This window comes from Flagellimonas sediminis, from assembly GCF_010500845.1.
In the GTDB taxonomy this organism is placed as follows: Bacteria; Bacteroidota; Bacteroidia; order Flavobacteriales; family Flavobacteriaceae; genus Flagellimonas; species Flagellimonas sediminis.
Genome location: NZ_JAAAMI010000001.1, coordinates 700659 through 721315 on the forward strand (window position 1 = coordinate 700659; position 20657 = coordinate 721315).

Genomic DNA, 20657 nt, shown 5'->3' on the forward strand with positions numbered 1-20657 from the left:
CTATAACGTTGTAGTTTTTGAATTCTATTTGAAATTAATCAACCTAATAATATGAACAAAAGAAGTTTAGCACAGAACGGTATTTTAGCATTGGTTGCGGTGGCGCTTTTTGGAATTATGTCCTGCAAACAAAATCCAAAACCTGAAAAAACTGAAGAAACAGAGTCGGAAGAAATGGCCATGGAAGATTCCAAGCCGGAACTTAAAATCTCCTTGGCTCAATGGTCAATGCATAAAATGATCTTTGAAGGTGGGGTAGACCCCTACACCTTTGCCGAAAAAGCCAGTAAATGGGGCTTTGAGGGGTTGGAATATGTAAGTGCCCTGTACTATAAGGAATTGCAGGCCGCCAATTTTTCGGAAGAAGCTATGGACAATTGGGTGGCCAAGAGCAAGGCCGAGAGTGAAAAGTATGGTCTGGAAAACCTTCTTATAATGGTTGATGGTCAAGGAGATCTAGCCAATGTGGATGAAGCAGCGAGAAAAGCCGCTGTGGAAAACCACTACAAATGGGTGGATGCGGCGGCAGCTTTGGGGTGCCATTCCATTCGTGTAAACCTAAACGGAACCCAAGATCCCGCAGAGTGGGTACCAGCTTCTGTGTCCGGACTTACCCAGTTGGCTACATATGCCAAGGATAAGGGAATCAACGTAATTATTGAAAACCACGGAGGGCCTTCTTCCAACGCTGAGTTGTTGGTGGAAGTAATGAAGAAAGTGAACATGGAAAACGTGGGTACCCTTCCTGATTTTGGTAATTTCTGTATCAAAAGAGCAGCTGGGGATTACTACGAATCCAAGTGTGTGGAAGAGTATGACAGATATAAAGGTGTGGAGGAATTGATGCCCTATGCCAAAGGGGTTAGTGGAAAATCCTTCGATTTTGATGCCGAGGGCAACGAGACCACAATCGATTTTGCCAGAATGATCAGGATTATGGAAGATGCCGGGTATTCTGGATATATTGATGTTGAATATGAAGGCAATGTGTTGAGCGAGGAAGAGGGTATCTTGGCCACTAAAAAACTGATAGAAAGATTATTGGAGTAACCCAATTGATTTGAGGGTATATGAAGGGATTTTTGCAGCAACTCTTCGATTACAATTTTAATTGTAACAAAAAAATGATTCAACAATGCAAGGCCTTGGACTCGGTTCCAGAGCCTTGTGAACGGCTTTTTAGTCACGTATTGAATGCCCACCATATCTGGAACCACAGATTGATGGGCATTCCCAATACATATGCAGTTTGGGAAATGCACGGGATCGATAAATGGGAAGATATTCATTACGAGAACCAGCGCACTTCCTTTGAAATTATCTCCAATACCGATAATTTTGAAAAACGGGTGGGGTATGAGAACAGTGAGGGAAGAACCTTTGCCAATGAAACAAAGGACATCCTTTTTCATATCATTAACCATTCTACCCATCACAGGGCACAGATCATGATGGAACTCCGCAATACAGGGGTAGTGCCCGAACCTTTGGATTATGTGCATTATAAAAGATAACTACTAACTAATACTTAACATGAATAGTAAAACCAAATTTCAACTGTCCTTCATGATGTTCCTTGAATTTTTTATTTGGGGCGGTTGGTTCGTGACCCTGGGAACCTTTTTAGGGACCAACCTTAAGGCGAATGGAGGCGAGATTGCACAAGCCTTTTCAACTCAATCTTGGGGTGCGATCATTGCACCGTTTATTATTGGCTTGATCGCAGATAGGTACTTTAATGCCGAACGTATTTTGGGTGTGCTCCATTTGATAGGGGCATTTTTAATGTACCAAATGTACCAAACCACGGACTTTTCAGTATTCTACCCTTATGTATTGGGATACATGATCCTTTATATGCCTACGTTGGCCTTGGTGAATTCCATTTCCTTCAACCAGATGAAGGATCCCGCCAAGGAGTTTTCACCCATCAGGGTATTCGGTACCATCGGTTGGATCATTGCGGGTCTTGTGATCAGTTATGTGTTCCTTTGGGATTCACCAGAAAGTCTTGAAGCCGGTATGTTGAAGAACACCTTTTTAATGGTGGCCATTGCTTCGGCAATATTGGGTCTTTTCAGTTTTACTTTGCCCAAAACCCCACCAAGGGTCAATAAAAGCGAAAAGGTTACCATCTCTGATGTGTTGGGACTGGATGCACTGAAACTGTTGAAGGATAAGAACTTCTTGGTGTTTTTCATTTCTTCAGTATTGATCTGTATCCCTTTGGCTTTTTACTATCAAAATGCCAACCCATTCTTAACTGAAATTGGCTTGAACAACCCAACCGGTAAAATGACCATAGGTCAAGCTTCAGAAGTACTCTTTATGTTGTTGTTACCCATGTTCTTCACCAAGTTTGGTTTCAAAAAGACCATTTTGGTAGGGATGCTTGCTTGGACGGTACGGTATCTGATGTTCGCATATGGCAATTCGGGGGACTTGGCCTTTATGTTGATTTTGGGTATCGCCCTTCATGGAATCTGCTATGACTTCTTCTTTGTATCCGGTCAGATCTATACCGATACCAAAGCAGGGGAAAAATATAAAAGTGCCGCCCAAGGATTGATTACGCTGGCCACTTATGGTGTCGGTATGTTGATCGGTTTCTGGATTGCAGGGCAGATCACGGATTCTTTCCTTTTGGAAGATGGAACGCACACTTGGGAGAAAATATGGGTTTACCCAGCTGGATTTGCGGCATTGGTATTCATCCTATTTGCCGTGATCTTTAAAAACGAAAAAATAGAATATAAATCATAACTAAAACAAGAACATGCCAAAAAAGATCAGACTTGGAATTCTTGGAGGAGGTGGCGATTCCCTTATCGGGGTATTGCATCGAGTAGCCTCTTTCATCAATGACAATTATGAAATAGTAGGGGCCGTCTTCAACCCGAATTTTGAGGACAATTTGGATTTTGCAAAACAGATAGATGTGCCCACCAACCGGATCTACAAAGATTTTGACACCTTGGTGGAAGAGGAGATGAAACTCCCAGAGGATGAACGTATTCAGGTATGCTCCATTCTTACGCCCAACTTCTTGCATTTTCCCATGGCCAAAAAGCTGTTGGAAAATGGGTTCCATGTCATTTGTGAAAAACCCATGACCACCACATATGAAGAGGCCATCATTTTGCAGGAAACCTTGCAAAAGGCGGGGACCGTGTTTGCGGTTACCCATACCTATACCGGATACCCGATGGTACGCCAAATGAGGGAAATGATCAAAGAAGGGGTCATTGGTAAAATCCACAAAGTGGATGCCCAATATTATCAAGGTTGGATGAACCCCATTATCCACGATAAGGAAAAGCGTGGAACTGTTTGGAGACTGGATCCCAAGAAAGCCGGTATCAGCTCCTGTATGGGGGATATAGGGGTACACGCATTCAACATGATCGAGTTTACTACCGGTTTGCAGGTGCAGTCCGTGTTGTGTGATTTTAATTATATCTATGACGACAATGTGATGGATATGGACGGTACTGCCCTTATTCGAATGGATAAAAACGTAAAAGGGGTCATCAGGGCTAGCCAAGTGGCAACGGGGGAGGAAAACAACCTTACCATAGCCATTTACGGTCAAAAAGGAGGATTGAAATGGGAACAGGAAAATCCCAATTACCTATACAAACTGAATGATCCAGAGCCCTTGCAGGTGTACAAACCAGGGCACCAATACAATTCCAAACTGTCTTTGGATGGCACCAAATTGCCCCCAGGTCACCCGGAAGGTATTTTTGATGCCATGGCCAATATTTATTTGGGTGTGGCCAAGGCCATTCGCGGTGAAGAATACAACAGTGGCGAGTTCCCCACCATGTTGGATGGGGTTCGTGGATTGAACTTTATAGAGAGTACCGTAGCTTCCCACAAACAAGGGAATATTTGGATCGACATGGATTAAGTTCCATCAAACCATAAAAATAATGGCGGCCATTGGCCGCCATTATTTTTTGTAGAGCATTTCAAATTCTTCAAAGACCACGATCATACTATCTGTGGGTCCTGCTCCCAATTGCGTAAGCTCACGGGTATAATAGTCCCAATGGGTCTTTTTCCAATAGTCCAGGCTTTTGTCCCCTTCGCCTTCTTTTCGGGCATGTTCTTCCCGAATACTGAAGTAGGGTGTCAATTTTACGCTGGTAGTTCGGATCACGCATTTGGCATTTCCATTCCAATCGGTGACTACATAAAAGTCTCCGATTTTCGGTAATCTTTCATTTCGCAGTTGTAGGCCCTTTAAAGAGTGGGTAGTAGCCCTTTTTATTTCCTTGCAGACAAGGGCAGCACATTCGTCGGCATCTTTTTCATTATCGCAGAAGTGGATGACCTTCGGAGCTTCCTGGGAGGCAAATTCCAGATGGGCATCCAAAAAGTCGCCCCAAAGATTTCGGGCAGAGGCATTTTCCATAAGTAGTTTTTAAAAAAGATATGCTGTATTAATTGTTAATGAATCCCTATATTTATGTCTTACTACATGAGATGTAAAATTAGCATAGTTTTTTTCTTAAATATAGAAGATAAATCCTAAATAAGTCAGGATTTGCAAATTCCTAAAAATCAATTTCAATGAAGACAATCAAAGGACCGGCTGTTTTTTTAGCACAATTCATAGACAGTCAACCGCCGTTCAATTCTTTGGACGGACTTTGCAAATGGGCCTCAGGTTTGGGGTACAAGGGCATTCAGATACCCACGTGGGAGTCATTCCTCATCGATTTGGACAAGGCTGCGGAAAGCCAGGATTATTGTGATGAACTCAAGGGAAAGATTAATTCCTACGGGTTGGAGATCACTGAACTTTCCACCCACTTGCAAGGACAACTGGTGGCGGTGCATCCGGCCTACGATATCATGTTCGACAATTTTGCGCCCGATGCCCTTAAGGGTAAACCCAAGGAACGCACCCAATGGGCCATTGAAACGGTAAAAAAGGCCGCCACTGCCAGTAAAAGATTAGGGCTCAATGCCCATGCCACATTTTCAGGGGCACTGCTTTGGCACACCGCACATCCATGGCCGCAACGTCCCGCCGGATTGGTAGAAATGGGGTTTGAGGAACTCGCAAACAGGTGGATGCCCATCCTGAACCATTTTGACGAAGAAGGCGTGGATGTCTGTTACGAGATCCACCCAGGGGAAGACTTGCATGATGGGGACACCTTTGAACGCTTTCTGGCCGCAACGGGTAACCACAAGCGGGTGAACATCCTTTATGATCCAAGCCATTTTGTATTGCAGCAATTGGATTATATCGAATACATCGACTTTTACCATGAGTTTATCAAGGCCTTCCATGTAAAGGATTCCGAGTTTAATCCAACAGGTAAGAAAGGTGCTTTTGGTGGGTACAACGATTGGGGGGATAGGGCCGGAAGGTACCGTTCCCTGGGAGATGGTCAAATCGATTTTAAGACCATCTTCTCCAAACTCACCCAATACGGATGCGATGTATGGGCGGTGATGGAATGGGAATGTTGTATCAAGAGCCCGGAACAAGGGGCCCGTGAGGGAGCCAAATTTATACAGGACCATATCATTGAGGCCACTACCAAGACCTTCGATGATTTTGCTGGAGCAGAAATAGATAAAAATCAACTAAAACAAATACTAGGATTATGAAAAAACCAATTGTATTGGCCGTTTTGGCCCTGACCTTTGCTTGCAAGGAAAAACCAAAAGAAAATACCGAAGTTACAGAAGAAGAAGTGGTAGAGGTGGTTGAAACGCCTGAGTGGACCGTTCTGTTCGATGGCTCCTCTTTTGATGGATGGCATTTTTACAATGATGGCACAGTTACTGAGCCATGGAAAATTGAGGATGGTGCAATGGTGCTTTACCCGCCTGAATCCAGACCAGAAGGTGCCAATTACAATTTGGTAACCGATAAGGAGTTCACCGATTTTGTATTGACCATGGAATGGAAGATTGCTGAAGGTGGAAACAGTGGAATTTTTTGGGGTGTTAAAGAAGATGAAAAGTTTGGTGAACCCTATTTGACAGGACCAGAGGTCCAAGTCTTGGACGATGAGAGACATCCTGATGCAAAGAATGGCACCGATCGTTTGGCGGGATCTTTATATGACATGGTGCCGCCATCGGAAAAATCGGTAAAACCTGCAGGAGAATGGAATGCCGTGGAAATCATGGTCAACCATAAAACCAATGAAGGTCATGTAAAACTTAATGGAACCATAATTGTTGAATTCCCGGTAGAAGGAGAAGGTTGGGATACGTTGGTGGCCAACTCCAAATTTGCGGATTGGGAAGCTTTCGGAGCCTTCAAAACAGGTAAGATAGGACTTCAGGACCATGGGAATGTGGTGTCATTCAAGAATATTAAAATTAAAGAGCTTTAGGATGTCAGTATTGAGATTTGCCCCTTTGGCCATTTGTTTGTCCATGGGACTTTACGTATCGGCCCAAGAAGTGGAGCCTACTAAACCTGAGCAAACGGAGTTTTATGAACCCGTACCGCCCAAAGTAAGACCGGGTAACAATGGCTCTGCGCCCAGTGATGCCATTGTTCTATTTGATGGATCGAATTTGGACAATTGGATCAGTTCCAGGGATAGTACCGCTGCCAATTGGACCTTGAACAAAGATGGCAGCATGACCGTGAACAATAGAACAGGTGATATCCAGACCAAGCAAAATTTTGGTAGCATGCAGCTGCACATCGAATGGAAATCACCGGCCGAAGTACAAGGGAAGGGACAGAGTAGGGCCAATAGTGGAATCTTTATCTCAGGTTTATATGAGGTTCAGGTATTGGACAACAATGACAACTATACTTATGTGAACGGGCAAGTGGGTTCCATTTACAAGCAGCATACGCCTTTGGCAATGGCTTCGGTTCCAACGGGCCAATGGAATACCTTTGACATTATTTACCATGCGCCCATATTTGAAAAAGGGCAAAAGGTAAAGTCCGGGACCCTTACGGTTATCCAGAACGGAGTGTTGATCCAAGATCATGTGGAGATCAAGGGAACCACCCCATATATTGGTTGGCCCAAGAATCCTGTTCATGGCAAAGGACCTTTGAAGCTTCAGGACCATGGCGATAACAGCCGTGTAAGCTATCGAAATATTTGGGTAAGGGAACTATAATAGTTTCTTGACCCTTTTTAGCAATACTATACCGCCAAAGGGCCAAAAGCAATTTTGGTTACCTTTGGCGAAATTTATTTTGATCTATGATTCAATCCATGACCGGCTTTGGGAAGCACGTAATACAGCTTCCTTCCAAAAAAATAACCATTGAGCTCAAATCGCTCAACAGTAAAAGTTTGGACATCAATGCCAGAATTCCCCAATCGTACCGTGAAAAGGAATTGGAGTTGCGCAAGATGATTGCCGATACCCTGGAACGCGGCAAGATAGATCTTGGGTTGTATGTGGAAATCACAGGGGAAGAAACAACAGCTGAGGTCAACCAGGGCGTGGTCAAAAAATATATGGAGCAGTTGAGGAACATTGCCAATGGCGATGACATCAAACTCCTTGAACTGGCCCTTCGGATGCCCGATACCCTAAAAACCGACAAGGACGACATCAACGAAACCGAATACGAAGCCATCCTAAAAGCGATGAAGGAGGCCCTTTCTGAAATCATGAATTTTAGGAGCGAGGAGGGGAAGGTACTGGAACAGGATTTTGTGGACAGGTTAGGAACCTTGAATGCCTTACTGGAAAAAGTAAATGCCATGGATCCAGAACGTTTGGGAACGGTTCGCGAACGTTTGGAGCGTGCAGTGGCCGACCTCCAGATTGAATTGGATGACAACCGCTTTGAACAAGAGTTGATCTATTATCTGGAGAAATACGATATCACCGAGGAGAAAGTGCGCTTGGCCAACCACCTGAACTATTTTGAGACCACTTTGAAATCAAGTGATTCCAATGGAAAAAAACTGGGTTTCATCGCACAAGAAATGGGTAGGGAAATCAACACCATCGGTTCCAAGGCCAATTATGCCCCTATGCAACAATTGGTGGTCCAGATGAAGGATGAATTGGAAAAGATAAAGGAACAAATGCTCAATGTACTATGACGGAAGGAGGAAAGCTCATCATATTCTCGGCCCCGTCCGGAAGCGGAAAGACCACCATTGTGCAGCATTTGTTGAACCAACCTGAGTTGAATTTGGCCTTTTCCGTATCGGCCACCTCAAGACCACGAAGGGGTAAGGAAAAGCATGGGGTCAACTATTACTTTATGTCGGTTTCCGAGTTTAAGCGACACATCAAGGACGAGGATTTTTTGGAGTGGGAAGAAGTGTATCGCGATAATTTTTACGGAACCTTGAAGAGCGAAGTGGAACGCCTTTGGGCCGAAGGAAAGAATGTGATCTTTGATATAGATGTGGTTGGTGGACTTCGGATCAAGAAAAAATTTCCGGATAAGACATTGGCCGTTTTTGTAAAACCTCCCAGTGTGGACGAACTCAAGATCCGTTTGAAGAAGCGTAGCACCGAAAGTGATGATAAGATCAACATGAGGATTGCCAAGGCCTCTGTGGAATTGGCTACGGCACCACAGTTCGACAAGATTATCAAAAATTACGATTTGGATGTGGCCCTGAACGAGGCGCACCGATTGGTCGCCGAATACGTGGGTGCCCAAATACCGGATTCAAAAGACGAATAAGCCATGAAAAAGGTAGGGCTCTTTTTCGGGACCTTTAACCCCATACATATTGGTCATTTGGTCATTGCGAACCATCTGGTGGAGTTTTCCGATTTGGATGAGGTTTGGTTCGTCATCACGCCACAAAGTCCCTTTAAGACCAAGCAATCGCTTTTGGATGACCACCATCGGTACCAAATGGTCAATGAAGCGATACAGGACTATCCCAAATTAAAACCTAGCACCATTGAGTTTGATCTTCCCCAACCCAATTATACGGTGGATACCTTGGTGCATCTGGAAGAAAAATATGGGAAAGACCATCATTTTTCGTTGATCATGGGCGAGGATAACCTGAAGAGTTTCCATAAATGGAAAAATTATGAGGCCATTTTGGAACTTCACGATATTTATGTGTACCCAAGGGTTTCCCATGGTGAAGTGGAACATCGGTTCAAGGATAATCCCAAGATTATCAAAGTGGATGCCCCCATTATGGAAATTTCTTCCACCTTTATCCGTAACGCCCACCATGATGGTAAAAACATACGTCCGTTACTTCCCTATGCTGTTTGGAAATATATGGACGAAATGAATTTTTATCGATAGGAATTATTCCATTTTTGCCGAAACCACCCCAACCATACTGTCCGCGGTGCCATAATACAAAAACCACGTTCCCTTATAAAACACCAATCCCTCTAAAAAGGTAGTCCCGTCTACATACTGGCCCGATTTTTCAAAAGGTAGCTCAGGTTTAATGAAGGGTTCATCGGTGCGACCGAGCAGTTTCCAAGGCTCATTGGCATCAAAAAGGGCCTGTCCCCCTGTGTAGACCCTATTTCCCAAATCCTTGACACCAACGTTTTGGGAGTTTCCTGCATTGTAAAGCACAACAATGCCTTTTTCCGTTACAATTGGTGGTGGGCCGGCCTCAACCAGCCATGAGTCAAAATAACCAGGCCTAGGGCTTAAAACGGGTGCAAGTTTGTCCTCATGAGTCTCCAGGGGCTCCCAATGGACCAAATCTGTGGAACTGGCGAGCCAAATATGGGGTACGCCATAATACATCCAGTATTTACCCTGGATTTTGGCGGCTACCAATTTTCCATTCTTGAGTTCCGTGACAATCGCCCCGGATTTGGTTTCTCGATCCAAGTATATGCCATCCCTATGGTTTTTAAATGCAGGGCCATGCTTTTTCCAGTGGATGAGGTCCTTGGAAGTGGCTACCGCTAATTTGGGTACTTCACGGTTCCATTGGGTATACGTTAATACATAAAGGCCATCTTCGGTCTGAACGATTCGCGGGTCTTCGGTGCCCCCAGGCCATTCATTGTGTTTTTGGCCATCCTCGTCGGGATAATAAACAGGAGCGGGTCTTTTGGAAAATCGGAACCCGTCATTGGAAGTGGCCATGCCGATTCGAGATCGGTGACCCCCAATTTCTTTTTCGCCCAATTTTTCCTCTGCCCGGTATAACACCACAATGGAATCATCTTTTACAATGGCAGCCGGGTTGAAGGTGGCCATGGATTCCCAATGGGCAACAGTATGGGTAATGGGATCAGTGAAGATGGAAGCTTCATCTTTCTGGAGTACGGGCTGCGCATCCGCAGGGCGCTCAAACGGGCCCAACACCCAACTTTTTTCCTTGGTCTGCGCCAATAGGGTAGCAGAAGCAAGAAGTAAGGCAAACAGTAAGGGGAACTTTATTTTCATTTGGAAATGTTTTGGAGGGTGTCGGTGCCCAAATATTTATTGTCCTTGTTCACGTACCAAGCCCGTGTCTTTGGCATTTTTATGCCGTTGATTTCTTCCAATCCTTCTAGAAGGATATATTCCCCATCATTTTTGGATTCATCGTGATAAAACTGATAAACTTCCAAAGCATAATTTTTTGGATCGAAATAAAAATACCAGTCGTCTGTGCCCACTTCGGCATCATAGGTAACTTTTAGGACCAAATATTCCTTCCCCTTGAATGCTTTTTTCTGAACCTTTGGATCCAAATGGGTGCCGGGATCTTTCAACTTCATGGGAAGCCCGTATAGATAGGTGTAGTAATTTTTCATGAAAATGCCTCGCTTGCAATCTAGCCTGAACTTTTCAGCATCAGCTTTGGAAATATTCTCGCTCCCGTTCAAGGTGATGGTGCAGGCGTTTCCTTTTATGTTATAGGTATAGGTGTCACCACCTTGCTCCACATTCAAATTAAAGGTATTGTGTGGAAAATCCACTTTGATGGTACTGGTGCGGGTAGGTCTTTCGGGAGTGGTCATTACCACCTTAAAAGTAGTATTCAAGCTACGCCAGTTACCGTTCGGATCGTGAAAGGCGATGGCCTTATTGAGTACTTGATCCGCAGTTTGCTGAGCCTTCATTCCGTTGATGTGGAACAGGGAGGTCGCCAAAAGGGCAATGTAAAATCTTTTCATATCAAAATTAATCTGATAGGAAAGATACCACTTTATTTCTTCTCGATCTTTGCTGGTGTTACAGTACTATCATGCTCGGCATAGTACAGCTCCAAGAGGTCCATCATGGCAGTGATTAAGTCTTTGCTCTCCATTAAAATGGAAAAATAAAGGGTGGTGTTCTTGGGGCTGGATTCTTCCGTCCTGGTCCTGGAAACTTGACGATCGATTTTTTGGGATACCATATCGTAAAGCTCTTGTTTGGTACTCAGAATGGCCCCGATCTGTTGGAAAGAACGCTCTTCAAAAGCCTTTTGGGTCTTATCGAAAACCTCTTCAAGTTTTTGATCGATTTCCTTAAGCTCCTTGATCTGGTTGTATTTGAGCTTTTTGTGGTTGTTATGCACGTGGTTAAAGCTCACTTTCCCAATGTACTCCAGGGATTGGGACATGTCATTTAAATGTCCCATGGCATTGATGTAGAAGTTACTGGCTCCTACATGGGCCTCATCCAAATTTTTGATGAAATAAAACGTGTGGTTTCTCAAATCATCAATTTCTTCGGAAAGTTTGTTGCTCTGCTTTTTGTTTTTCTTCAAAAAGTCGAGATCATGTTTGGCCAAACCAGTTATGGAATTGGTATAGATCCTATTGCTTCGTTTTACTACGTTGGCAATGTTGGCGGCACTTTCTTCTATCACCCCTTGAATAGAGCTACTTTCTGCCCGTCTCAAACTATCCTCGGCCTTTATTTCCTTCGATTTTTTATTGTGTGACAAATAGTTGCGAAGCAAAATGGCTGCGGCGGCAACCAACATAATGGCCAGGGCAATGAATTTACCGATGAACAGAATGTAGGCAATGATTGCGGATGCAATGAAGGCACTCAATGCTGTAAAGAACCATCCACCGATCACGTTCAATACTCCGGCAACACGATACACGGCACTTTCTGCACCCCAAGCCCTATCGGCCAAAGAGGAACCCATGGCCACCATAAAGGTCACGTAGGTTGTGGACAAAGGCAATTTCATGGAAGTGGCCAAGGAAATAAGGATACTGGCTACCATCAAGTTTACGGAAGCACGCACCAAGTCGAATGCCGGCATGTCCTGAACTTTACTTTTGGGTACGTAGGTATACGGAATCACAAATTGTTTGTCGATCCTGGTTTGTAGCGCCGGAGGGACAACTTTTGACAGCGTCTCAAAGGCGGCGATGCTTAATTTTACGATTTGACGGGAAAGGTAATTCGGCTGGAACCTTTCATCGCCTTCATCTTGTCTGGCCAGGTCCACACTGGTCTTTACCACACCTTTTGCCTTGGATGAAAACCAAAGGGTCAAGATCATTACGGCACCTGAAACCAATAACAATAGGGTTGGGGTGCGTACAGCTGCGGAAAGTCCACCCATATTAAAATCGGCCGGAGCAATGCCCGAAGCTTGCCAATCTTGGTAAGATTGCAATGCTGCAATAGGCACACCGATGAAGTTTACAAGATCGTTACCTGCAAAGGCCATGGCCAAGGCAAAAGTTCCGAAACCGATGACCAATTTGTAAATGTTCAACCTTGCCATAGTGGCCAACAGGTACGATACCACAGTCCAAAAAGCAAAGTTGATAAAGAGAAATAATTCCGGTTGATTGGCCACAAAATCTGAAAAGGAACCTTCCAACAAGGCTGCGCTCTTAAGACCTTTCACCAAGATAAAATAGATAATGGCCGTGATGGCCAAACCACCAAAAATGGATTCGATCCATTTGGATTTTGATTTAAAATCAAAAGAAACCCAAACCCTGGAGACAAACTGCACCAAGGCCCCGACCGTAAAGGCAATGAAGACCGAGAGCAGGATTCCAAAAATGATTTCTGCGGCCTTGTCCGTATTGATGTAGGTAATCAAATCGGAGAATCCTCCGTCCGCTTTGGCAATCTTAAAAAGAGAAATGGCAACCGATGCGCCCAACAATTCAAAAACGATGGAAACGGTTGTGGAAGTAGGCATTCCCAAGGTGTTGAAGAAATCCAATAGCAGGATGTCGGTGATCATGACCGCCATAAAGATGAACATGATCTCTTCAAAAACAAATTCCCCGGGATTAAAGATTCCCTTTCTGGCAACCTCCATCATTCCACTGGATGAAACGGCACCGAAAGCGATTCCAACACTGGCTACAATCATTACCGTCTTGAAGGACAATGCTTTAGAGCCAATGGCGGAATTTAAGAAGTTAACGGCATCGTTGCTTACGCCGACCACTAAATCGGTTATTGCCAAAATGCCAAGTGCAACAACCATGAAAATGTAGATATTCTCCCCCATTCTTTCAGAAATATGACAAAAATGCCACTATAAATCCGCAATAAGGTTAACAAAAGGTTACCAAATACTGCCTTAAAAGTATCAATATTTTCCATGCGGAAAGCACAGGTTATCGATTTGATATATCTTCGCCATAAATGCATGCAACATGAACTGGGAACAGTTACTTTCTTTAAGACGTCACGGAGATACAGCAAAGCGATTGCGAAAAGAACAGAACGAGACCCGATTGGGCTTTGAGGTGGATTATGACCGAATCATCTTCTCATCAGCATTCCGCAGTCTACAGGATAAGACCCAAGTGGTTCCTATGCCAATCAGTATTGGTTCCAACAAAGATTTTGTACATACCCGCCTTACTCACAGTTTGGAGGTTTCGGTAGTGGGTAGAAGTTTGGGAAGGATCGCAGGGCAACAAATATTGACCAAATACCCATCATTGGCAGCCATGGATGGGTATCATTTTAATGATTTTGGGGCCATTGTGGCCGCTGCCGCCCTAGCGCACGATATTGGCAATCCACCCTTTGGGCACAGTGGGGAAAAGGCCATCGGCAATTATTTTAAAAACGGCACAGGGGCCAAATATGAAGCGGAACTTTCAACGGAAGAATACCAAGACCTAATTGATTTTGAAGGGAATGCCAACGGTTTTAAATTGCTTACAGAATCCAGAAGTGGGGTTCCCGGTGGTCTGCGGTTGAGCTATGCCACTTTGGGTGCGTTTATGAAATATCCCAAAGCATCCTTGCCCAAAAAGCCGTCCAAACATATTGCCGATAAGAAGTTTGGGTACTTTCAATCTGAAAAGGGGTTTTTCATGGAAGTGGCCAATGAGATAGGGTTGTTGCCCAATCCCCATAATCCCAAAACAGGATTTTTTAGACATCCACTTACGTATCTGGTGGAAGCCGCGGACGATATTTGTTATACCATCATCGACTTTGAGGACGGGATCAATCTAGGACTGGTTCCCGAAGAATATGCATTGGAATATTTGATCAATTTGGTAAAGGCAAACATCAACACCAAAAAGTACAATGCCATGACCAATTCCAGTGACCGTTTGAGTTATTTGAGGGCTTTGGCCATCAACACGTTGATTCAAGATGCCGTTGATGTGTTCGTGCAAAACGAGGAAAAGATTTTAAAAGGGGAGTTTGATACATCTTTATTGGACAAAGGAAAGTACCAGGCCCAAGTTGAAGATATCATCGCCTTAAGTGTGGAGAGGATATACCAATCCAATGAGGTAGTGGACAAAGAACTGGCCGGGTATCGTATTATCTCCGATTTATTGGAAATGTATACTTCGGCCCTTATCAACGCCAAACAGGGCAATGCCAACAATTACGACCGTTTATTGATCAAAAGCCTACCTGAAATGTACCGAAACTCTGAAACATCGGTTTACAAGATCTTGTTGGATACCAGTTGTTTTGTGGCCAGTCTTTCGGACAGTGCCGCGGTGCATATCCACGACAAACTCACTGGAAGAAAGGTTTAAAAATTGTAGATAAGCCCCAGTCCCAATAGTTGTTTGAACTGGATTCGGGAAATACCTGGATCAAGAACATTTCCATCGCCATCCACCACTTCATCAAACTTAATGTCGTCATCAAAAATAAGATGGGTGCCAATATTGGCGTTGATGTGGTCATTGACCTTTAGGTTGAAATTCATTTCCCAATCTACATCAATGTTCCCAAAACTTCGCACATAATCCGTATATAAATTGATGCGATGGTTCATCAAGACATTTTTCATGACTTCCTTTTCCCACGTATTGGTTATCAAGAAACCAAGTTCCAAAAAAACATTTTCCCCCTTATCCACTCCGAAGGCACCTTGGCTGGACAAAACCTCGTCCATTACGAATGTTGATTTCATGGTAGCGGGAGAAATGTACAGGTTGAACTTGTCATTGGCAGGGATATACGAAGTACCGACCCCCACATAAAGATACCCTGGGGACATAAACCTAGAGATAGGATTATCCCGATCCGGATATTTGAAACCATTGGAAAACTGGGTGTTGAAATTGGCCTTGACCGAATAGTACCAACTGGTAATGGTATCTTTCCTGAAACTGATGGTAGAGGAAAGCCTTATCTGATCGTCGGTTTTTCGAAGTTTTCTGCCTTCTTGGGCATTGAGGCCATACCTCAATTGTGCTTCGTTGTTCCAGTTTAGATATCGAAATTTATAGTTCCTGGCAAAGTTGAAACTGGCCAAGGCCGATACCGAGTTGTCGCCCCCTGCGTTCCAATTTACAAAAGAAACCTCATTGATGTTGAGGCCAAATTGATTCACTTTTTTCCAGAAAGAGGTGGGCACAAATCGTTTGTACCATTTGCTCAAGGGTTTTACCCTGTTCAAAACAGCCCTTGGATCGGTTAGTTTAGCACTCCGGGGAAGGTATTTCAACTTTACGTCCTTAATGCGTACGATCTTGAAACCATTGTTCACACTATCGGGTTCAAAAACTTTTAATCTACTGATTTGGGCACTGGCGGAAAAGGTAACGGCGAGTAAAAGGATCAGAAAGCAAAATATCCTCATTGGTCTAGGGTTGATTGTATAAAGGAAAACAGGGTATCAAAATCCATACCAGCCAGCTTTTGGGTTTCCGGTATTGTACCATGTTCAACAAACTGGTCCGGAACACCAAAAATCTTAACAGGTTTTGAATATCCTTCTTCATTTGCAAATTCAAGTACTGCAGATCCAAACCCCCCCGTGATGCATCCGTCTTCCACAGTAATGATCTGCTCATATTTTTCAAAAATAGTGCGTAGCGTTTGTTTGTCCAATGGTTTTGCGAACCTCATATCAAAATGTGCCACCAATTCGGGTCGATTCAACGATTGAATCAGGGATCTCATCTCGTTTCCCACATGCCCTAGGGTTAAAATGGCCATCTTGCCCCCTTCCTTTAAACATCTGGCGGTTCCCATTTCAATACGTTCGAATTTATTTTTCCAATCCAGATTCACCCCATTACCCCTGGGATAACGTATCGCAATGGGACCGTTTAGTCCCAGTTGTGCGGTGAACATGATGTTCCGCAGTTGCATTTCGTCCATGGGGGCAAATATTACCATGTTGGGGATGCATCTGAGATAGGCGATATCAAAAACGCCATGGTGTGTAGGGCCATCTTGGCCAACCAATCCGGCCCGGTCCAAACAAAAGATGACCGGCAATTTTTGAAGTGCCACATCATGGATAACCTGATCATAGGCCCGTTGTAAAAAAGTGGAGTAAATGTTGCAAAATGGAACCAAACCTTGGGTAGCCATACCCGCCGCCAAGGTAACCGCATGTTGCTCGGCAATGCCCACATCAAAGGCGCGATCCGGTATTTGTTCCATCATGAATTTAAGGGAACTTCCGGTAGGCATGGCTGGTGTTATCCCTACAATGTTCTTGTTCTTTTCGGCCAATTCAACCAAGGTGTGGCCAAAGACGTCTTGGTATTTTGGTGGTTCGGCCCCGTTCGGTTTTTTAACCCTTTCCCCGGTAAGCTTATCAAATTTACCTGGGGCATGGTATACCACTTGATCTTCCTCAGCTTTTTTTAGTCCCTTGCCTTTAGTGGTGATGATATGCAACAACTTGGGTCCCTGCATTTTTTTTAGACGCTCCAATTGGTTGACCAATGCCTTTACATCATGGCCGTCCATGGGTCCTGAATAATTGATGTTGAGACATTCAAAAATGTTCTCGTCCTTCGCGGTGCCTGCTTTAACGTTGGTAAGATATTTTTTTAGGGCACCAACACTTGGATCTATTCCAATGGCATTGTCGTTCAAAATGATGAGTGTGTTCACATCTGTGACACCCAAATGGTTCAATCCTTCAAACGCCATGCCGCTGGCAATGGAAGCGTCGCCGACCACAGCCACATGTTGCTTTTTGGAATCGCCCTTCAATTTGGAGGCCATGGCCATGCCCAAAATCGCCGAAATGGCCGTGGAGCTATGTCCCGTTCCAAAATCATCATAAATACTTTCACCTCGTTTTGGGAAGCCACTTATACCGCCCAACTGACGATTGGTTTCAAAAATTTCCTTTCTACCTGTTAAGATCTTGTGACCATAGGCTTGGTGGCCCACATCCCAGATGAGCTTGTCGTTGGGGGTATCGAACACATAGTGTAGTGCTATGGTCAATTCCACTACGCCTAAACTGGCCCCTAAATGACCTTCTTTTGTTGAAACGATTTCGATGATAAAATCACGGAGTTCTTGGGCAAGTTTAGGCAACTCATCCAAAGTTAATTTTTTGAGGTCGGCGGGGGAATTGATATTTGATAGCAGAGTTTCCAATGGATAAAAAACAAAAGTACCGATTCTCATCAAAATTTTTTTATGCGTAGCTTAGCCATGTCTTCAAAAAAGTAAAAAAGATTGTGGAAAATCCTTTCGACGACACCTATTTTATGAAAAAAGCCCTACAAGAGGCCCAAACGGCTTTTGAATACGGCGAAGTTCCTGTTGGGGCCGTGGTGGTGGTGAACAACAGGATCATTGGTAGGGCGCATAACCTCACCGAACGGTTGAAGGATGTTACCGCACATGCCGAAATGCAAGCCATTACCGCAGCGGCTAATTTTTTGGGGGGGAAATACCTTCATGGGTGTACCCTTTACGTAACCTTGGAACCTTGCCAAATGTGTGCCGGGGCATTGTATTGGAGTCAGATATCGAAAGTGGTATATGGGGCCGCGGATTTGGAACGGGGGTTTAATGTGGTTGGAGGCCACTTGCACCCTAAGACCGAAGTGGTCAGTGGAATATTGGAGAACGAGGCCTCGGAATTGTTGAAGCGTTTTTTTATCCAAAGAAGAAACCTCAACTAAATAAAAAACCCTGGCATCACCAGGGTCCTAAAAATAAATCAAAATAAAATATTGTTATCTGATCACCTTCACTTTGGAAGCAACCACGCCTTTTCTTCCGTCTTCTTCTATGTATTCTACTTTGTCACCTTCGTTCAATTCCACTCCGTTCAATGCAGTAACATGAACGAAAATGTCTTTTCCTGTTTCGTCGTTGGTAATGAAACCGTACCCTTTGGAATCATTAAAAAATTTTACTGTACCAGTCATTAAAAAAAAATAAAATGTTAAAGTACGAATGTAGGATTTTTTATGGCCCGTTGGATATGTTGAAGATTAAATCTTTTGAAAATTATTGAGTATCAGTGTTTTTGCGATCAATATTTTGCATTTTCTTAATATTTTCCTTGGTGAGCATGTAATCTTTCATGTTTTTACCTTTACTCTCGGTAAACAAGAAAAGAGGCATGGCCACCAAAAACAATCCGGCCGTACCCCCACCTATGAATTTTTGGGCGGTTACCGGATCTTTTTCCTCAATGATAAACCCATAGATGATGCTCGCCAATGCCGCTATGACCACGAGTAAGATGATATATCTGAAGTTGATTTTCATTGGGTATAATTGATGAGTTCCCTGCGGTAGGCAGTAAGCAATTTTGATTTGGAAATAAATCCTTCGTATTTACCATCCTTCACCACGGGAAGGTTCCAAGCGCCACTGTCCTGAAATTTCTTCATCACATCTGCCATTTTATCCACATCCAGGTCTATGATACTAGGCGGCGTCTGCATAACGTCGGTTGCCAGTACCTTATCGTACATGGACTGATCGAACATGATGGGTCGTATGTCGTCCATCAAAATGATGCCTAGCAAAGTACCTTTCTTTTCATGGATTACGGGAAAAATATTACGGGTGGATTGGGTGACCACTTTGTGTACAATATCACCCAGATTCATTTTGGGGTAAACAGGCAAAAAATTCTTTTCTATCACCTTGTCCATTTCCATGAACATCAAGACTGCATGGTCCTTGTTATGGGTGATGAGTTCCCCTTTTCTGGCCAATTCCATGGCATAAACGGAGTGGGGGTGCACATACCGAGCCAAGGCATATGAAATGGCTGCGGTCAACATCAATGGAATAAAAAGTTCATAGCCCCCCGTGACCTCTGCAATGAGGAAGATGGCCGTTAATGGCGCGTGAAGAACCCCAGCCATTAATCCCGTCATCCCTACTAGGGTAAAATTACTTTCCGAGACCATGTTCTTGAAAATACCCAAATGGTTGATGAGCTTGGCCACACAGTTTCCCATTAAACTGCCCATGAATAGGGTTGGGGCAAAAATACCACCGACACCACCGGCACCAAAGGTGAGGGCACTGGCCACGATTTTGAATGCTACCAAACCAGCCAACAAAATGATGACCGCCCAACCGTTGTTTAGGTCAAGATTCAGGATATTGTTCTCAAGAACGGCATCGGTATTCCCTTGTACCAAGTTGTTCATCGTATCAAAACCTTCGCCATACAGTGGGGGCACCAGAAATACCAAAACCCCGATGACCACACCTCCCAACATTAATTTTTGGATGGGGGACCCAAGTTTGTCGAAAAACTTCTGAACCCGTGTATACACTTCTGTAAAGTAGATAGAGGTAATTCCTCCGAAAAGGCCCAAAATCATATAAAAGGGTATATCCGCAATGGTAAATCCATCCACGATCTTGAAGGGTAACAAGGCATCGTCCCCGAAAAAGAAATAGGAGGTGATAATCGCAGATAAAGAGGCTAACAGTAAGGGTAGTAGTGAGGCTAGCGTTAAATCCAGACTAAAAACCTCTATGGCAAAAACAATGGCGGCAATGGGTGCCTTGAAGATGGAGGACAAAGCCCCCGCACAAGCGCAGCTGATCAGCAAAATTCTGGTGGCATGGTTCAAATGCAAGGCACGCGCAATGTTGGAGCTTATGGCCGCACCCGTGGCAACGGTCGGCCCCTCCAAACCTACCGACCCTCCAAACCCTACCGTTATGGGTGCTGTAAGAAGTGAACCGAACATTTGGTACCTGGCCATGATACCCTTTCTTTTGGAAATGGCATAAAGTGTTGAGGGAATTCCGTGGCTAACCTTGTTACGGATTACATATTTGATGATGATCCGAACCAATGCCAACCCTATAATGGGAAAAACAAAATAAAAGGCATGGTGGTAGTATTGCACCAATTTACCTTCCATTAAATGCTGAAAAAAGTGAGTCAGGTTTTTGAGCATAACGGCGCCCATTCCGGAGGTAAAGCCCACAAGAATGCTCAAAATGGACACAAATTGCCTATGGGAGATATGTTTGGCACGCCATACCAAAAATTTTGTCAACCAAGATTTTTTATGTCCCATTGATTTTAAAATCAAAAAAATCCCGA

21 protein-coding genes are annotated in these 20657 nt (G+C 44.0%); 12 read left to right on the forward strand and 9 right to left on the reverse strand.

From position 1 onward, the window contains the following. The first annotated feature begins 51 nt into the window (after nt 1-51). The 4 genes from GTK07_RS03070 (at nt 52) to GTK07_RS03085 (ending at nt 3913) form a co-directional block, all read left to right on the forward strand. A complete protein-coding gene (locus GTK07_RS03070) occupies nt 52-1050 on the forward strand; it encodes a sugar phosphate isomerase/epimerase family protein (protein WP_163632905.1) in 999 nt (332 codons plus the stop codon). Nucleotides 1051-1124: 74 nt separating this feature from the next. Then, nucleotides 1125-1514, forward strand: a complete 390-nt coding sequence (locus GTK07_RS03075; protein ID WP_235932411.1) for a DinB family protein — start codon at nt 1125-1127, stop codon at nt 1512-1514. Nucleotides 1515-1533: 19 nt separating this feature from the next. Further along, nucleotides 1534-2763, forward strand: coding sequence for a nucleoside permease (locus tag GTK07_RS03080; protein ID WP_163632909.1), 1230 nt, complete (start codon nt 1534-1536; stop codon nt 2761-2763). Between the two features lie 13 nt (nt 2764-2776). Further along, nucleotides 2777-3913 (forward strand): Gfo/Idh/MocA family protein, encoded by a 1137-nt coding sequence (locus GTK07_RS03085; protein ID WP_163632912.1) that lies wholly within the window; start codon nt 2777-2779, stop codon nt 3911-3913. A 42-nt stretch (nt 3914-3955) separates the two neighbouring features. Here the strand turns inward: GTK07_RS03085 and GTK07_RS03090 are convergent, their stop codons facing one another. Next, nucleotides 3956-4420, reverse strand: a complete 465-nt coding sequence (locus GTK07_RS03090) for an ASCH domain-containing protein (protein WP_163632913.1) — start codon at nt 4418-4420, stop codon at nt 3956-3958. Nucleotides 4421-4578: 158 nt separating this feature from the next. Between GTK07_RS03090 and GTK07_RS03095 the strand changes: the two genes are divergently transcribed. The 6 genes from GTK07_RS03095 (at nt 4579) to nadD (ending at nt 9250) form a co-directional block, all read left to right on the forward strand. Further along, nucleotides 4579-5631 (forward strand): sugar phosphate isomerase/epimerase family protein, encoded by a 1053-nt coding sequence (locus tag GTK07_RS03095; protein WP_163632915.1) that lies wholly within the window; start codon nt 4579-4581, stop codon nt 5629-5631. Next, nucleotides 5628-6368, forward strand: a complete 741-nt coding sequence (locus tag GTK07_RS03100; protein WP_163632918.1) for a 3-keto-disaccharide hydrolase — start codon at nt 5628-5630, stop codon at nt 6366-6368. The genes GTK07_RS03095 and GTK07_RS03100 overlap by 4 nt, the downstream gene beginning before the upstream one ends. Nucleotides 6369-6411: 43 nt before the next feature. Then, on the forward strand, nt 6412-7122 hold the full coding sequence (locus tag GTK07_RS03105; RefSeq protein WP_235932432.1) for a 3-keto-disaccharide hydrolase: 711 nt from the start codon (nt 6412-6414) through the stop codon (nt 7120-7122). An 86-nt stretch (nt 7123-7208) separates the two neighbouring features. Then, nucleotides 7209-8066 (forward strand): YicC/YloC family endoribonuclease, encoded by an 858-nt coding sequence (locus tag GTK07_RS03110; protein ID WP_163632921.1) that lies wholly within the window; start codon nt 7209-7211, stop codon nt 8064-8066. Continuing rightward, the gene (gene gmk, locus GTK07_RS03115; RefSeq protein ID WP_163632924.1) at nt 8063-8662 is read left to right on the forward strand and encodes a guanylate kinase; all 600 of its coding nucleotides are present in this window, start codon (nt 8063-8065) and stop codon (nt 8660-8662) included. The genes GTK07_RS03110 and gmk overlap by 4 nt, the downstream gene beginning before the upstream one ends. A 3-nt stretch (nt 8663-8665) precedes the next feature. Then, the gene (gene nadD, locus GTK07_RS03120) at nt 8666-9250 is read left to right on the forward strand and encodes a nicotinate (nicotinamide) nucleotide adenylyltransferase (protein WP_163632926.1); all 585 of its coding nucleotides are present in this window, start codon (nt 8666-8668) and stop codon (nt 9248-9250) included. A gap of 3 nt (nt 9251-9253) precedes the next feature. Here the strand turns inward: nadD and GTK07_RS03125 are convergent, their stop codons facing one another. Genes GTK07_RS03125 through GTK07_RS03135 form a run of 3 tightly spaced genes read right to left on the reverse strand, consistent with a single transcriptional unit; the run spans nt 9254 to nt 13385 of the window. Further along, nucleotides 9254-10363, reverse strand: a complete 1110-nt coding sequence (locus GTK07_RS03125; RefSeq protein ID WP_163632928.1) for a glycoside hydrolase family 130 protein — start codon at nt 10361-10363, stop codon at nt 9254-9256. Beyond that, nucleotides 10360-11079 (reverse strand): DUF6503 family protein, encoded by a 720-nt coding sequence (locus GTK07_RS03130; protein WP_163632930.1) that lies wholly within the window; start codon nt 11077-11079, stop codon nt 10360-10362. The genes GTK07_RS03125 and GTK07_RS03130 overlap by 4 nt, the downstream gene beginning before the upstream one ends. A gap of 32 nt (nt 11080-11111) precedes the next feature. After that, a complete protein-coding gene (locus GTK07_RS03135; RefSeq protein ID WP_163632932.1) occupies nt 11112-13385 on the reverse strand; it encodes an inorganic phosphate transporter in 2274 nt (757 codons plus the stop codon). Between the two features lie 148 nt (nt 13386-13533). Here GTK07_RS03135 and dgt point away from each other — a divergent pair, with 148 nt between their 5' ends. Continuing rightward, nucleotides 13534-14892, forward strand: a complete 1359-nt coding sequence (dgt, locus tag GTK07_RS03140; RefSeq protein WP_163632934.1) for a dGTP triphosphohydrolase — start codon at nt 13534-13536, stop codon at nt 14890-14892. Here the strand turns inward: dgt and GTK07_RS03145 are convergent. Together GTK07_RS03145 and dxs are read right to left on the reverse strand one after the other, a co-directional pair. Next, on the reverse strand, nt 14889-15947 hold the full coding sequence (locus GTK07_RS03145; RefSeq protein WP_163632936.1) for a DUF3078 domain-containing protein: 1059 nt from the start codon (nt 15945-15947) through the stop codon (nt 14889-14891). The two genes, dgt and GTK07_RS03145, sit on opposite strands and share 4 nt — an antisense overlap. Then, nucleotides 15944-17746: a 1-deoxy-D-xylulose-5-phosphate synthase gene (gene dxs, locus GTK07_RS03150; RefSeq protein WP_163632938.1), complete on the reverse strand. Its 1803-nt coding sequence runs from the start codon at nt 17744-17746 to the stop codon at nt 15944-15946. Before dxs ends, GTK07_RS03145 begins: the two co-directional genes overlap by 4 nt. A 53-nt stretch (nt 17747-17799) precedes the next feature. Between dxs and GTK07_RS03155 the strand changes: the two genes are divergently transcribed. Next, the gene (locus GTK07_RS03155; RefSeq protein WP_163632941.1) at nt 17800-18249 is read left to right on the forward strand and encodes a nucleoside deaminase; all 450 of its coding nucleotides are present in this window, start codon (nt 17800-17802) and stop codon (nt 18247-18249) included. A gap of 54 nt (nt 18250-18303) precedes the next feature. Here GTK07_RS03155 and GTK07_RS03160 read toward each other — a convergent pair whose 3' ends face one another. The 3 genes from GTK07_RS03160 to GTK07_RS03170 all read right to left on the reverse strand — a co-directional run bounded on the left by GTK07_RS03160 (nt 18304) and on the right by GTK07_RS03170 (nt 20631). Further along, on the reverse strand, nt 18304-18498 hold the full coding sequence (locus tag GTK07_RS03160; RefSeq protein ID WP_163632942.1) for a cold-shock protein: 195 nt from the start codon (nt 18496-18498) through the stop codon (nt 18304-18306). Nucleotides 18499-18580: 82 nt separating this feature from the next. Further along, nucleotides 18581-18844, reverse strand: coding sequence for a hypothetical protein (locus GTK07_RS03165; protein ID WP_163632944.1), 264 nt, complete (start codon nt 18842-18844; stop codon nt 18581-18583). Further along, on the reverse strand, nt 18841-20631 hold the full coding sequence (locus tag GTK07_RS03170) for a chloride channel protein (protein WP_163632946.1): 1791 nt from the start codon (nt 20629-20631) through the stop codon (nt 18841-18843). The genes GTK07_RS03165 and GTK07_RS03170 overlap by 4 nt, the downstream gene beginning before the upstream one ends. Nucleotides 20632-20657: the final 26 nt, after the last annotated feature.